The 14466-nt window shown below is 74.0% G+C and carries 13 protein-coding genes; 8 read left to right on the forward strand and 5 right to left on the reverse strand.

What is annotated here, in order from left to right; genetic code table 11:
- Nucleotides 1-176 precede the first annotated feature (176 nt).
- Together yaaA and eda are read left to right on the forward strand one after the other, a co-directional pair.
- On the forward strand, nt 177-977 hold the full coding sequence (gene yaaA / locus ACWCWD_RS26090; RefSeq protein WP_450776208.1) for a peroxide stress protein YaaA: 801 nt from the start codon (nt 177-179) through the stop codon (nt 975-977).
- Between the two features lie 157 nt (nt 978-1134).
- Entirely contained in the window at nt 1135-1803 is a 669-nt protein-coding gene (gene eda, locus ACWCWD_RS26095; protein ID WP_450776210.1) for a bifunctional 4-hydroxy-2-oxoglutarate aldolase/2-dehydro-3-deoxy-phosphogluconate aldolase, read from the forward strand.
- Nucleotides 1804-1863: 60 nt separating this feature from the next.
- Here the strand turns inward: eda and ACWCWD_RS26100 are convergent, their stop codons facing one another.
- The 3 genes from ACWCWD_RS26100 to ACWCWD_RS26110 are packed head-to-tail and all read right to left on the reverse strand — an operon-like array spanning nt 1864 to nt 4825.
- Nucleotides 1864-3249, reverse strand: coding sequence for a bifunctional RNase H/acid phosphatase (locus ACWCWD_RS26100; RefSeq protein ID WP_450776212.1), 1386 nt, complete (start codon nt 3247-3249; stop codon nt 1864-1866).
- A complete protein-coding gene (locus tag ACWCWD_RS26105; protein ID WP_450776388.1) occupies nt 3249-3992 on the reverse strand; it encodes a zinc ribbon domain-containing protein in 744 nt (247 codons plus the stop codon). The genes ACWCWD_RS26100 and ACWCWD_RS26105 overlap by 1 nt, the downstream gene beginning before the upstream one ends.
- Nucleotides 3989-4825 (reverse strand): Nif3-like dinuclear metal center hexameric protein, encoded by an 837-nt coding sequence (locus ACWCWD_RS26110; protein WP_450776214.1) that lies wholly within the window; start codon nt 4823-4825, stop codon nt 3989-3991. The genes ACWCWD_RS26105 and ACWCWD_RS26110 overlap by 4 nt, the downstream gene beginning before the upstream one ends.
- A 517-nt stretch (nt 4826-5342) precedes the next feature.
- On the opposite strand from ACWCWD_RS26110, the gene ACWCWD_RS26115 reads away from it, so the two are divergent.
- From ACWCWD_RS26115 to ACWCWD_RS26140, 6 genes are all read left to right on the forward strand, one after another.
- Nucleotides 5343-7085 (forward strand): hypothetical protein, encoded by a 1743-nt coding sequence (locus tag ACWCWD_RS26115; RefSeq protein WP_450776216.1) that lies wholly within the window; start codon nt 5343-5345, stop codon nt 7083-7085.
- A 754-nt stretch (nt 7086-7839) separates the two neighbouring features.
- Complete coding sequence (locus ACWCWD_RS26120) at nt 7840-8754, forward strand: ABC transporter ATP-binding protein (RefSeq protein ID WP_450776390.1); 915 nt, start codon at nt 7840-7842, stop codon at nt 8752-8754.
- Nucleotides 8754-9488, forward strand: coding sequence for an ABC transporter permease (locus ACWCWD_RS26125; protein WP_450776218.1), 735 nt, complete (start codon nt 8754-8756; stop codon nt 9486-9488). The genes ACWCWD_RS26120 and ACWCWD_RS26125 overlap by 1 nt, the downstream gene beginning before the upstream one ends.
- A gap of 11 nt (nt 9489-9499) precedes the next feature.
- Nucleotides 9500-10747: a sensor histidine kinase gene (locus tag ACWCWD_RS26130; RefSeq protein ID WP_450776220.1), complete on the forward strand. Its 1248-nt coding sequence runs from the start codon at nt 9500-9502 to the stop codon at nt 10745-10747.
- 66 nt (nt 10748-10813) lie between these two features.
- Entirely contained in the window at nt 10814-11581 is a 768-nt protein-coding gene (locus ACWCWD_RS26135) for a YqjF family protein (RefSeq protein WP_450776222.1), read from the forward strand.
- A 60-nt stretch (nt 11582-11641) separates the two neighbouring features.
- The gene (locus tag ACWCWD_RS26140) at nt 11642-12274 is read left to right on the forward strand and encodes a response regulator (RefSeq protein WP_450776392.1); all 633 of its coding nucleotides are present in this window, start codon (nt 11642-11644) and stop codon (nt 12272-12274) included.
- A gap of 23 nt (nt 12275-12297) precedes the next feature.
- Here the strand turns inward: ACWCWD_RS26140 and ACWCWD_RS26145 are convergent, their stop codons facing one another.
- Both ACWCWD_RS26145 and ACWCWD_RS26150 read right to left on the reverse strand, forming a co-directional pair.
- The gene (locus tag ACWCWD_RS26145) at nt 12298-13215 is read right to left on the reverse strand and encodes a cupin domain-containing protein (RefSeq protein WP_450776224.1); all 918 of its coding nucleotides are present in this window, start codon (nt 13213-13215) and stop codon (nt 12298-12300) included.
- Between the two features lie 176 nt (nt 13216-13391).
- Nucleotides 13392-14300: a zinc-binding dehydrogenase gene (locus ACWCWD_RS26150; protein ID WP_450776226.1), complete on the reverse strand. Its 909-nt coding sequence runs from the start codon at nt 14298-14300 to the stop codon at nt 13392-13394.
- Nucleotides 14301-14466: the final 166 nt, after the last annotated feature.

Here is a 14466-nt window from a genome sequence, read left to right on the forward strand (position 1 = left end):
CGGTTGGGGCCTTTCCTTTCCTGGCCCCGGAGCGTCCGTGGCGGCCAGCGCGATCGTACGAGATCAGGCCGCGACGGCCGAAAGGAGACCCCACCCCGGGGCGCCCGCGACCGGCCCGCGGCCCTCCCGTGGCCCCGTAACCTGGTTGTTCCGCCCCCGTACGAAGGAGAACCGCCGTGCTCGTGCTGTTGCCGCCCTCCGAGGGCAAGGCCGCCCCGGGACGCGGAGCACCCCTGAAGCCCGAGTCCCTGTCGCTGCCGGGGCTCGCCCCGGCGCGTGCGGCCGTGCTGGACGAGCTGGTGGAGCTGTGCCTGGCCGACGAGGAGAAGGCGCGCGGTGTGCTCGGGCTCACCGAGGGGCTGCGCGGCGAGGTCGGCAAGAACGCCGAGCTGCGTACGGCTCCGACCCGGCCGGCCGGCGAGATCTACACGGGCGTCCTGTACGACGCGCTGGATCTGGCCACCCTGGACGCGGCGGCCCGGCGGCGGGCCTCGGCCTCGCTGCTGATCTTCTCCGGGCTGTGGGGCGCCGTGCGGGTCGGCGACCGGATTCCGTCGTACCGCTGCTCGATGGGCGTGAAGCTGCCGGGCCTCGGTTCGCTCGCCGCGCACTGGCGTGCGGCGATGGAACCGGTACTACCGGAGGCCGCCGGTGACGGGCTCGTCCTGGACCTGCGGTCCTCCGCGTACGCGTCGGCGTGGAAGCCCAAGGGGGAGCTCGCGGGGCGTACGGCGAGCGTGCGGGTGCTCCACTCACAGCTGGTCGACGGGGTCGAGAAGCGTTCCGTGGTCAGCCACTTCAACAAGGCGACGAAGGGCCGCATGGTCCGCGACCTGCTGGAGGCGGGCGCCGCGCCGGTGAGCCCGGAGCAGCTCGTGGAGGTTCTCCGGGACCTCGGCTACGTGGTGGAGGCCCAGGCACCGGCCCGCGCGGGGCGGCCGTGGTCGCTCGACGTGGTGGTGACGGAGATCCACTGACGAAGATCCGCTGACGGAGGTCCGGTGAGGGAGATCCGGCCAGGGAGACCCCGTGACGGAGATCCGCTGAGGGTCCGCATCCGTCCGGCACCGGGGTCGCGTTGCAGCATGTGCAACGACCGTTGCAGGGAGTGTGGTCCGGCGGCAGGATGACGCCATGACCGCCTCCCCCGCGCCCGTTGCCGCTGCCTCCGCCCCGTCCGCGCCGTCCCCTTCCGTGCTCGATCTGGCCCCCGTCGTCCCCGTCGTCGTGCTGGAGGACGCGGCGGACGCCGTACCGCTGGCCCGGGCGCTCGTCGCGGGCGGCCTCCCGGCGATCGAGGTGACGCTCCGGACGCCCGCGGCGCTGGAGGCGATCGCGGCGATCGCCCGCGAGGTGCCGGGGGCCGTGGTGGGCGCGGGCACGGTGATATCCGCGGCGAACGTGACGGAGACGGTGGCCGCCGGGGCGCGGTTCCTGGTCAGCCCGGGGTGGACGGACACCCTGCTGGCGGCGATGCGGGCGTCCGGCCTGCCGTTCCTGCCGGGCGTCTCGTCCGCGTCCGAGGTGGTCGCCCTGCTGGAACGCGGGGTCACCGACATGAAGTTCTTCCCGGCGGAGGCGGCCGGCGGTACCGCCTATCTCAAGGCGCTCGCCGCCCCGCTGCCGCAGGCGCGGTTCTGCCCCACCGGGGGCATCTCGGCGGCTTCGGCCCCGCACTATCTCGCCCTGCCCAACGTCGGTTGCGTGGGCGGTAGTTGGATGCTCCCGGGCGAGGCCGTGGCCACGAAGGACTGGGCGCGGGTGGAGCGGCTGGCCGCCGAGGCGGCGGCGCTGCGCACCTGAGCCCCTGCCGTGACGCCGAGTGCGCCCCGGTCAGGGCGACCGGGGCGCCCCGACCGGGGGCTACCGCAGGTACGAGGTTTCGTTGAAGAGGCGTACGGACGCGTTGCCGTCGGCGTAGTACGCGACCTCGGAGAGCGACGCGGGCGCGAGCTCCATCCGGAACATGGACTCCGGCGGGGCGCCCAGGGCCAGCCTGACCAGGGTCTTGACGGGCGTCACATGGCTGACCAGCAGCACGGTACGGCCCGTGTACGCGGCGGCCAGCCGGTCGCGGGCGACGGCCACCCGGTCCGCGACCTCCACGAAGCTCTCGCCGCCGCCCGTCGGCGCTGCCTGGGGGTCGGTGAGCCAGGTCGTCAGGTCGGAGCCGTACCGTTCGCGGACCTCGGCGAAGGTGAGCCCCTCCCAGGCACCGAAGTCGGTCTCGCGCAGTCCCTCGTCGATCGTCACGTCGAGACCGAGCCGGGCCGCCACCGCGCCCGCCGTCTCGCGGCACCGGCGCAGCGGTGAGCTGACGATCTCCTGGACCGTGCCGAGGGCCGCGAAGTGCGCGGCGGCGCGTTCGGCCTGCTCGCGGCCGGTCGCGGAGAGTTCAGGGTCGGTGCCGCCGCTGCCGGAGAATCGCTTCTCCGGGGTCAGGACGGTCTCCCCGTGCCGGAGCAGCAGGAAGGTGGCGGGGGCGCCCATGTCCGGCGCGGCGGTCCACCCCCTCCGGGGCGCGGCGGCCGGGACGGCGTCCGTTTCGGGGGTACGGACACGGGACACCCCACCGGAGGCACCGGAGGCGCTCGCGGAGCCCGTAGAGCCGGTGGAGCCCGTAAAGCCGGTGGGACCGCTGGAGCCCGTAGGACCGCTGGAGCCGGTACGGGCGGCGGCGAGGGCGGCGCGCACCTTGGCCGCTCCGGCGGACGCGTCGCCCACTTCGCCGGGCGGTACGTCCCCGAACTCGCCGACGGGCGGACGGGCCGGGGCGTCCAGCCCGGCGGTGGAGGCGGAGGGCTCCCACTGCTCGCCCCGGCGGCCCGCGTCCATCGCCTCGTTGGCGAGCCGATCCGCGTGCTTGTTCTGCTCGCGCGGCATCCACTCGTACGTGACGGCGGAGGGCGGGAAGACGGTGGCGGCCTCCGCCGCGAGGGGCTTCATGTCGGGGTGCTTGATCTTCCAGCGGCCCGACATCTGCTCGACCACCAGCTTCGAGTCCATCCGCACGTGGACCCGGACGGAACCGTCCGCCGCCTCCGGGAACAGCGCTTTCGCGGCCCGCAGGCCGGCGATCAGGCCCCGGTACTCGGCGACGTTGTTCGTCGCGATGCCGATGTACTCGGCGGCCTCGGCGAGGGTCTCGCCGGTCGCCGGATCCACGACGACGGCACCGTAACCGGCGGGTCCCGGGTTGCCCCGGGAACCTCCGTCGGCTTCGACGACGAGCTGGTGGGACGAGGTCATTACAGGCCCGACTCCGAGGTGCGCACCAGGATGCGGTGGCAGTTCTCGCAGCGCAGCACGGTGTCGGGAGACGCCGCCTTCACGTCGTTGACCTCGGTGATGTTCAGCTCCAGGCGGCAGCCCTCGCAGCGGCGCTGGTAGAGCCGGGCGGCACCGACGCCGCCCTGCTGGGTGCGGAGCTTGTCGTACAGCTTCAGCAGGTCGGCGGGGATGACGTCGGCGACGACCGCCCGGTCCTTGGTGATCGTCTCGGCCTGCGCGTCGAACTCCTTGAGCGCGGCGTCGCGGCGCCCGGTGGCGTCGTCGACCTTGGCCTGGACGGCCGCGACCCGGTCGGTCAGCTCGGCGACCCGCTCCTGGGCGGCCTCGCGGCGCTCCATGATTTCGAGGACGACGTCCTCCAGGTCGCCCTGGCGCTTGGCCAGCGAGGTGATCTCGCGCTGGAGGTTCTCCAGGTCCTTCGGCGAGGAGACCGCGCCGGAGTCGAGACGCTGCTGGTCGCGGACGGAGCGCTGGCGCACCTGGTCGACGTCCTGCTCCGCCTTGGTCTGCTCGCGGCTGGTGTCGCTCTCCTCGGTCTGCGAGGCGACCAGGAGGTCGCGGAGCTGCGCGAGGTCGTTGTTGAGGGACTCGATCTCCGCGTGCTCCGGCAGCGAGGCCCGCTTGTGCGCGGTCTGCGCGAGGCGAACGTCGAGAGCCTGGACGTCGAGGAGTCGGATCTGGTCGGCGGGCGCGGCGTTCAGTTGGGGGCTCCAGAAGAGTGGTGGGTGGTCCAGGGGTCGGTGACCTGCTTCGAGACGTGGACCCGCAGGTCCCATCCGTGGCGGTCGGAAATCGCGTCGAGCTGTGCCGCCGCCTGCTCGCACCAGGGCCACTCGGTGGCCCAGTGCGCGGCGTCGACGAGGCCGAGCGGGGAGTGCTGCACGGCCTCGGAGGCCGGGTGGTGGCGCAGGTCGGCGGTGAGGAAGGCGTCGACGCCCGCCGCACGCACCGCGTCGAAGAGGCTGTCGCCGGAGCCGCCGCTGACGGCGACCGTGCGCACGGTCGCGTCCGGGTCGCCGGCCAGCCGGATGCCCTGCGCGGTGGCGGGCAGCCGGGCGGCGGCGCGGGCGGCGAAGTCACTCAGCGTCTCGGGGTGGTCCAGCTCGCAGATCCGGCCGAGGCCGCGGCGGCCGTGCGGATCGGTGGGGTCGGGCACCAGGGGGCCGGTGACCCGCAGGCCGAGCGCTCCGGCCAGGGCGTCGGAGACCCCGGGGTCGGCGGTGTCGGCGTTGGTGTGCGCGACGTGCAGCGCGATGCCCTGCCTGATGAGGGTGTGCACGACCCGGCCCTTGAAGGTGTCGGCCGCGACGGTCGTCGTACCCCGCAGGTAGAGCGGGTGGTGGGTGACGATCAGCTGGGCGCCGAGCCGTACCGCCTCGTCGACGACGCTCCCCACCGGGTCGACGGCGAACAGGACCCGGTCGGTCTCCGCGTCGGGATCGCCGCAGACCGTACCCACCGCGTCCCACCCCTCGGCCCGCTCGGGGGGCCAGAGGGCGTCGAGCGCGGCGATGACTTCAGACAGACGGGGCACGGGGAAAGGCTACCTGGCCTGCGCACCCCACCGGTCATGGCTGCGCGTACCCACCCGTAGTGGTCCGCTCCGGTCACGCATCGTCACCTCGGTCGCGCGCCGGAGGGGCGTCGGGCGGGCGTCGCACGGGTGTCGTACGGGCTCCGTACGGGCGCAGGACGGACTCCGTACGAGCGCTGGGCGGGCTCCGTACGGGCGCAGGGCGGGCCGGGAGCATGGAGGGAGCGGCGGAAGCACAGCTCCGGAGCGCTTCACGGGCAAATCAGGTTTACACCATCCTTATGTGTGACGCGGCGGGTGTGGCGTTGGCCGTAGGAAAGCGCGAAAACTAGCTTCGGTCGCCGGAGGTGACACACCCATGACTGCCTGTGTCGAAGAAGGTCTGACCGAAGGGGGCGTCGGGGCTGCCGGAGAGCCGGAACCCGCCTCCGAAGAACCCGAAGATCCCGGGACCCACGGGACCCCCGGGAAGCCGCAGAGACGTGAGGGGCTGGAGGGGCGAGGGCCGGGGGGTCCGGTGGAATCCGGACGGACCGCCACGCCGTACGCCGCACCGGGCGGCGGCGCCCTGCCCGTGCCCGGCCCCCGCGCGTCGGCGCCCGGCGGGTCCGGCTCCGGCGGGTCCGGCGGGTCCGGCTCCGCCGAGGGCGTGGGGGGCATGGCCATCCGGGTCGTCGTGACCGGGCGGTCGGTCGTGCCCACGGGCGCCCCGTCCGGCCGGAGTGTCGACGCGACCACGCTCGTCCCGCTGGTCGGGGCGGTGGTCGGCTCGCCCGCGGCGGCCTCGTTCCACACGTCCACCGGATCGTCGACGCCAACCGGATCGTCGGCACCCGCAGGAACGACAGCCGCCACCGGCGCGAAGACCGGTTCTCCCACCACCGGCGCGCGCGCCGGCGCTCCCACCTCCGCACCCCGCCCCGCGCCGAAGGCACCCGCCGCAGCCCCAGCCAACGCCACCTCCCCCTCCCCCGCCCTCAAAGCTCCCGCCAACGCCGCCGGGATGTCGGCCACCCTGCGCCCGGCACCGCCCGCCGGGTCCGCGCCCCTTCCCCGCCGCATCCCGCCCCCGCCCGCCCATCCCCCCGCGGTGGCGGCCCATCGGACCCCGCACGCGGCGGGCGCGCCGACCCTCTCGGCGGACGGTGCGTACGCGGCGCGGCTCACGACGGGCGGCGGCGAGGCGCTCGGCCGTGGCTGGTACCCGGAGCGGTGGACGCTCGACGGCCCGGAGCCGTACGCCGTACCGCTCCCGCTCGACCAGCCCGAGGAGCCCGACTCGCAGGTGGTGCCGCTGGCGGACGGCCGGGTGCTGATCCGGCGGCGGGTCGCCGACCGGCACGCGTTCTCGCTGCTCTACCCGACCGGTCCCGGGACCGGCGAGCTCTCCCTGGGGACCGTGGAGTGCGAGCGGATGACGCTGCTCCCGCCGGCCCCGGACGGGGTGAGCGTGTACGCCCTGGCGCCCGGCATCTTCACCACCTCCGTCTGGCGGGTGGCGGGCGGCTCGTTCGGGCCCGAACACGTGGCCGACGTGCCGGGGCTCTGCTCCGGCGGGGTCTGGCTGGACCGTGCGGGCCGCGTGCTGGCGCTCGACCGCCGGCCGCCCGGCAGGGGGCCGGTGAAGACGGTCGCCGTCGACCTCGAACGCCGTGGTGAGGTGACTCCGCTCCTCCAGATCACGCCGGAGAGCAACGACCGGCTGCTGATCGCCGACCCGGACAGCGGACTCTTCCTGCTCCGCTCCGACGCGCCCGGACACGACCGGCTCGGCTGGGGCGTGCTGGGCAGCGCCTTGCCCGTACGTTTCCCGGAGTGTCTGCGTCCGGCCGATCTGGCGGTCACACCGTTCGCGGTGCAGCCGGGGCAGATGCTGATGCCGGAGACCTGCGCGGTGGCGTTGCGGATCGACGGGGCGGCGGGCAGCTGGCTCGGCGTCTGGCGTCCGGCGGGCCGTCGGCTGCATCAGTTCGTGGCCCCGGCGGGCTGGCTGGCCGGGACGGGTTCCTGGAGCCGCGAGGGCGTGCTGAGCCTGCCGTACGAGCGCCCCGAAACGCCCTGCGGGCTGGTGCGACTGGAGGTTCCGGAGGACGTCGCACCCGTCGCCGCCGAGGCGTACGGGGGTGCGCGGTGCGGTCCCGGGCCGGTGGACGAATCCGGAATGCAACCATCCGTCGACGGATCATCTCCTGAAGGGTGTAGGCCCGTTCCGCTGGGGCAGGCGCCTCTGCACGGTGGCCCGCTCCGGGAGGACCGGTAGCGACGCGACGGGCAGACCCTGTCGGTCGCGACCGACGGGCAAACCCCGTCGGTCGCGGCACTAAGATTCCCTCGGGGGCTACGCAGTCGTTCCGTACGGGTGCGCAGTGTGACCGTGCGCCCATGGGGGTTTCCGGATGCGCGGGACGAAGTCCGGGAGAGACCGGAACGGGCGGCGGCGGGCCCCGGTACACACGCAAGCGAGCGCAACGGGGTGACTTCCCAGATGTCTGAAGCCCGAACCGACACGATGCAGACGTGCCCGCCGGGGGCGGACACGCAACGGGCCGATGCAGGCGGTTCCGGAAAGCACCGAGGGGGTGTGTCGGCGGAGACCAGCTCCCCGCAGGCGCACGGCCGGCACCGCCGGCCTTCCCACGGGGATTCCGGAGTGTCCTGAGAGCGGTAGGACGGAAAGGGCGGGGGTCGACCGGGCCGGAAACGGCCGGGCGGCCCCCGCCGCCGTTTCCGGCACCACGGGGTGGCGGGGGCGCCGCTCCGTCCGTTCCGGCGCCCATGACATTTGTCCTGCCGGAAGCCGTACGCACGGATCTGCCGCCGGGTCCTGCACTCCCCGTACCGTCGCCACCATGACGACAACGGGAAGTGCGAGCGGGGGGCCGGCCCCGGTGGGCGCGGCCGCCGGAGTCTCGGCGGGGGCCCGGAAGAGCGGGGCCCGGAAGAACGGGGACCTGAAGAGCGGGGACCGGGAAGTCGGGGCCCGGAAGAGCGGGAATGGCGCGGACGCCCTGGCGGTGAGTTTCACCGGAGTGTCGAAGTCCTTCCGGACGGACGGGCGTTCGGGCGGGACCGTGCGTGCGGTGGACGGCATCGATCTGGCGATCGGGGCCGGTGAGACGGTGGCGCTGCTGGGCCGCAACGGCGCCGGGAAGTCGACCACCATCGGGATGCTGCTGGGGCTCGACGACCCCGACGAGGGGGCGGTGGAGCTGTTCGGCCGCCCGCCGGATCAGGCGGTGCGGGCGGGTCTGGTCGGCGCGATGCTCCAGGAGGGCCGGCCCATTCCCCGGGTGACCGTGCGGGAGTTGGTGGAGTTCGTGGCGTCCACGTACCCCGCGCCGATGGAGGTCGGTGAGGTCCTGGAGATCTCGGGCGCCTCGGCGTTCGCGGACCGCCGCATCGACAAGCTCTCCGGCGGCCATACGCAGCGGGTGCGCTTCGCGGTCGCGCTGGCGGGCAACCCCCGGCTGGTGGTGCTGGACGAGCCGACCGCCGCGCTGGACGTGGAGGCCCGGCGGGCGTTCTGGGACTCGATGCGCGCCTTCGCGGAACGCGGCAACACCGTTCTCTTCTCCACGCATTACCTGGAGGAGGCGGACGAGAACGCCGCCCGGATCGTCGTCCTCGACCGGGGGCGGATCGTCGCGGACGACAGCGGGGACGGCATCCGGCGCGCGGTGGGCGGCGGGCTCGTGGGGATCGATCTGGCGGGCCGCACGGCCGACGGGCTGGAGCGCCTGCCGGGGGTGGTCGGTGTCGAAGTCCGGGGAGACCGTGCCCTGTTGCGTTCGGGCGACCCGGACGCCACGGTCGTCGCGCTCGCCGGAATGGGGGCGGTGCGCGGGCTGATCGTCTCGCGCGCCACCCTGGAGGACGCGTTCCTCGCCCTGACCGCCGGCCCGGCCGTCGCACCCGAGGAGGCGCGCTGATGTACGCGTACGTGATGCTGGAAGTCCGCCGGACCCTGCGGGACGGCGCGTTCCTGATCTTCGGGACCGGGATGCCGGTGCTGATGTACCTGCTCTTCACCAACATCGGAGACACCTCGGGGGGCGGTTCGGGCGCGGACGACTGGAGGGCCTACTCGATGACCGGCATGGCCGCGTACGGGGCGCTCGGCTCGGCGATGGCGGTCGGTACGGGGATCGCGTCCGACAAGTCGCTCGGCTGGCTGCGGCAGTTGCGGATCACCCCGCTGGCGCCGTCGCGGATCGTGGTGGGCCGGGCCGTCAGCGGCTCGGTGACCGTGCTCCCCGCGCTGATCGGGGTACTGCTGGCGGGAGCGCTGGTGAACCACATCCGACTCGGCTGGTGGCAGTGGGGGTTGCTGGTGGGCATGCTGTGGCTGGGCACGCTGCCGTTCACCCTGCTCGGCATCGGCAACGGCTACCGCCTCACCCCGCAGGGCACCGGAGTGGTCAACATCGCCTGCATGACCGGGTTCGCGGTGATCGGCGGACTGTGGTTCCCGCTGGACTCCCTGCCCGGCCCGCTGCGGGCCGTCGGCGCCCACACCCCGGCGCACGGTTTCGCCGATCTCGGCTGGACGACGATCGCCGGACGGGCGCCGCACCTCACCTCGGTGGCCGAACTCCTCGTCTGGACGGCCCTGTTCGGCGCCTACGCGGTCGTCTCGTACCGGCGTTCGGCGAGAACCCCGTGAAGGCGGACACCGTGCGCACCCCGGGGGCCGACGGCGGGGAGCCGCCGGCCCCGGAGTGCGCGCCCGGCCGCCGGTGGTGGCGCCCGCGCCGGAGCGGGGCGGGCAGGCGGCCGGCGGGCCCGGGGCCGTACGCGCTGATGCCGTGGCTGCTGCTCGGGCTCGGGGCCTTCTCCAACCTCTGGAAGGGCGAGACCCCGAACCCGGTGGTGGGCGCGGTGGGCGTCCTGCTGTTCAACTCCCTCTACATCCAACTGGTGTTCCGGAGTTTCGTGCCGGCCCGGCGCCGGACCGCCGGGTCGTACGTACTGCTCGGCGCCCTGGCGGCCATCACCTTCGGACTGGCGGCCGGCTACGGCGGGAGCTGGCTGCTCTTCTTCCCGCTGCTCTCGCTGGCGACCGGCACGATCCTGCGGGGCCGGACGCTCACCTTCGCGCTCTTCGGGCTGGCCGCCTGCGGCGCGGCCGTCGCCGTGTGGCGCAGCGACCAGGTGTCGGACCCGTGGACGATCGGCTACGGGACGTTCGTCTCCGGCGCGGTGACGGCCTCGATCCTCGCGCTGTCCGAGACCGTACGGGAACTCCGCGACGCCCAGGCCGAGTTGGCGCGCAACGCGGTGGAGCGGGAGCGGCTCAGGTTCTCCCGCGACCTGCACGACCTGCTGGGGCACACCCTGTCGGTGATCGTGGTGAAGTCGGAGGCGGCCCGCAGACTGGCTCCCCGGGACCTGGACGCGGCACTCGGCCAGATCACGGACATCGAGTCGGTCGGCCGGCAGGCGCTCACCGAGGTCCGGGAGGCGGTGACGGGGTACCGCGAGGGCAGCCTCGCCGGTGAACTCGACGGTGCCGTATCGGCGTTGGCCGCCGCCGGCATCGAGGGGACGGTGCACCGCTCCGGCCCGCCGCTCGCCCCGCGCAGCGAGGCGCTGCTGGGCTGGGTGGTGCGCGAGGCGGTGACCAACGTCGTACGGCACAGTGGCGCGGCCCACTGCGTGTTCTCCGTCACGTCCGGGGGCGAACGGGTGCTCCTGACGATCACCGACGACGGCCCTCTCGCCGAGCCCGGCGGCGGGGAGGCCCCGGGGCGCCGCCGGACTCCCGGGGCGGACGGCGAGGAGCCCTCGCGCGCCTACGGGGGTACGGGCCTGGTGGGGCTCTCCGAGCGGCTGGCGCTGGCCGGCGGCTCGCTGCGGGCCGGACCCGGTCCGGACGGCGGGTTCACCGTACGGGCGGAGCTGCCCGGGGAGCCGGGTCGGTGAGCCGGGGCGGGGCGCGTGTGTCCCGCGTCACCCCGAACGCCCGTACGCCAATGGCACACTGACACGATGGTGCCGCTGACCACGATCCCGGAACCGATAACGGCCGACCCTCCCCACCCGGCGGACCGTCCCGTCCTCACCCAGTCCTGGCTCGATCTGGCCTTCCTCCACTGGGCCGTCGACCCGGCCCTCGTCGCGCCGCTGCTGCCTGCCGGTACCCGGCCGGACACCTTGAACGGTGCCGCCTACGTCGGGCTCGTCGCCTTCCGGATGCACCGGGTGGGGTGGTTCGGGCTTCCCGGCATCCCGTATCTCGGTTCCTTCCCGGAGACCAACGTCCGCCTGTACTCGGTGGACGCGCAGGGCCGCCGGGGGGTGGTCTTCCGTTCGCTCGACGCCTCCCGTCTGCTTCCCGTCGCGATCGGCCGGAGCGGGTTCGGCCTGCCCTACGTGTGGTCGAAGATGGAGGTCCGGCGGGAGGGCGACACGGTGACGTACACCAGCCGTCGGCGCTGGGGCCGCCCTGCGGGCGCGTACAGCCGGATCACCGTACGCGTCGGCGACCGGGTCGAGGAGCCCTCGGACCTCGAACACTTCCTGACCGCGCGCTGGGGCATGCACAGCGCCTTCCTCGGCCGCTCCCGCTACCTCCCGAACGCCCACCCCCGCTGGCCCCTGCACCGCGCCGAACTCCTCGACCACAGCGAGAACCTCGTCGCCGCGGCGGGGCTGCCCGCACCGGCCGGCGCGCCCGTCAGCGTGCTGTACTCGCCGGGCGTCCCGGTACGGTTCGGGCTCCCGCCCCGCACCCCGGCGGGCGTCCCCACGCCCTGAGCAACGGCGTCGTGCCCACGGGCGCGGCGCACGGGTCCTACCCTCTTACCCGTGACCGAGATGCCGCAGGACCACCGCCCCGCCGCGTCCGTACGCGTGCTGCTCGCCGAGGACCAGGGCATGATGCGGGGCGCGCTCGCCCTGCTGCTGGGGATGGAGCCGGACTTCGAGGTGGTCGCCCAGGTGGGTTCCGGGGACGAGATCGTGCCCGCGGCTCTCGTCTCGCGGCCCGACGTGGCGCTGCTCGACATCGAACTCCCGGTGCGCAGCGGCCTGGACGCCGCCGCCGACCTGCGTGAGCAGGTGCCCGACTGCCGGGTGCTGATCCTGACGACGTTCGGGCGTCCCGGCTATCTGCGGCGGGCGATGGAGGCGGGCGCCTCGGGCTTCCTGGTCAAGGACGGCCCGGTGGAGGAGCTGGCCGGAGCGATCCGCAAGGTGCTGGCCGGGGAGACCGTGGTCGATCCGGCCCTCGCCGCGGCCGCGCTGGGGGCGGGGCCGAGCCCGCTGACCGGACGCGAACGCGACGCCCTGAACGCGGCGTCCGGCGGTGCGACCGTCGCCGACATCGCGCGGAAGCTGCACCTGTCGGAGTCGACCGTGCGGAACTACCTCTCCTCCGCGATCGGCAAGACCGGTACCCGTAACCGCACGGAGGCCGCCAGGGCGGCCCGGCAGCAGGGCTGGCTCTGACGCCCCCTTCCACCTCAGTCGTGTCAGGTACGGACGCGCGAGCGGTACTCCCCCGGGGCCATGCCCCGGGCGCGCCGGAACGCACGGCTGAACGCGTGCGGGGAGCCGTACCCGACCGCGCCGGAGATCGACTCGACCGGCTCGTCGGTGTCGCGGAGCCTCAGGGACGCCAGGTCGATGCGCCACTGGGTCACGTACGCGCCGGGGCTCTGCCCCAGGGCCGACCGGAAGTGCCGGGAGAGGGTCGCCCGGGAGACGTTCGTCGCCGCGGCCAGGGTGTCCGTGGTCCAGGGGTGATCCGGCCGGGTGTGGACGCGTTCCAGGGCCTCGCGCACGACCGGATCGCGCATGGCGCCCAGCCACGAGGCGGACCTCTCCTCCGGGTGGCGGGCCAGCCAGGCGCGTACGAACTGGACGAGCAGCAGGTCGACGATGCTGTTGACGGCGGCGGTGGTACCGGTCTGCGGCTGGGACAGCTCCGCCGTGAGGAGCTCGACGACTCTGCCGAGCTGCGCGTTCTCCCCCGCCGCGACGTGTATCGGCCTGGCGAGGGAGGCCAGCACCGGGGTCCGCACCTCCGGGTCCTGCCCGTAGTGCAGGACGATCACCTCGGTCCTCGCCGGTCCCGACCCCAGCCGGAGGGTACGGCCGCCGCCGAGGGCCCGGGCCGCCGCCTCGGCGTCGCACTGCCCCATCGTCACGCCGGAGCCGTCGGCTATCCCGTGCGCGGTCCCCGGCGCCAGCAGCACGGCTCCGCCCGCCCGCACCTCCAGCGGCTCCTCACCCGGGACGTGCAGCCACATCGCGCCCCGGGACACCACGTGGAGGGCCGATCCCGGGTACGAGTCCAGCCACTGGCCCCAGGGCCCTCCGGCCTCCAGCCTGACCCCGAGCGCCCCTCGCGCACCCGAGACGCGCAGAACCTCCGCGAGCATGTCCATCGCTCCATTGTCCGGGAGCCGTCTGTCGGAGGGGCGCCTGCCCCGGAGACGTCCGGCTACGAGATGCCTGCTCGTGGAACGCCCGTCCAGGAAGGGTCCGTCCAGGCAATCACCCCTTCAGGAAGGGTCCGTTCAGGAAACGTCCGTGTCAGGAGGGTCCGTTCAGGAAGGTCCGTTCAGGAGACGTCCAGGACGATCTTTCCGTGCACCTGCCGGGCGAACAGCGCCTGGACGGCGTCACCCACGTCCTTCCAGTGGCCCCGCCGCCCGACCGGTGCCGACAGGCTTCCGGCGGCCACCAGGCTCAGCAGGTCCGTCAGTTCCTCGCTGGGAGGCGTCATGTCTCCGTAGGTGGCGAGGGAGCGGGGTTCGCCGAAGCCGAACAGGGTGCCGGCGGGGAACGAGGTGTCCTGGCCCGAGGTGGAGCCGACCAGGTGGATGGTGCCGCCCTCGGCGAGGGAGTTCCACGCCCGCACGGCCAGCGGCCCGCCGACCGTGTCCAGGACGAGGTCGAACCGGTCCTCGGTGTCGGCCAGGTCGGTCAGGACCTGGTGGGCCCCGAGTTCGCGGAGTCCGGCGGCGCGCCTCTGCGAGCCGACGAGTGCCGTCACCCGGGCACCCGCCCGTGCGGCGAGCTGGACGGCGAAATGTCCCACGCCCCCGCTGGCGCCGGTGATCAGGACGTTGCGGGCCAGCACGGAGCGCGTGCGCAGCACCCGGAGCGCGGTCACTCCGGCGACCCCCAGCGCGGCGGCGTCGGCCAGGTCCACGCCCTCGGGGACGGTGCCGAGCCAGGCGGGTCCGACCGCGACCCGTTCCGCCCACGCGTAGGGGGCCATCCCCAGCGCGACGCGCGTCCCCACGGCCGGGCCCGAGCCGTCGGATGCGGCGCGTACCACGACACCGGACGCGTCGTGGCCGTGCACGGCACCGGCCGGCCACTGTTGGGCGTACCTCAACTCACCGAAGTTCAGACCGATATGGCGTATCTCCACCAGCACCTCGCCGGCGGACGGCACGGGCTCGTCCACATCGGCGAACCGGACCGGCCCAGCCTCGCCGTGATCGACCACAAGGGCGCGCATAGGAGTGTTTCCTTCGTTTCGTGGATGCGCCGGAACGACTCGGCGCGGCAGCGGATCGCGTGCGTGACCACCGCACTGCTGCCTTCCTCGAACGCTACGGACGACGGGAGAAGCGCCCCAGCTCCGTGCGGATCGATCAGTTGACCATCTGTGTCAGCCATTCCCC

It is taken from the genome of Streptomyces sp. NPDC001493, from assembly GCF_053597235.1.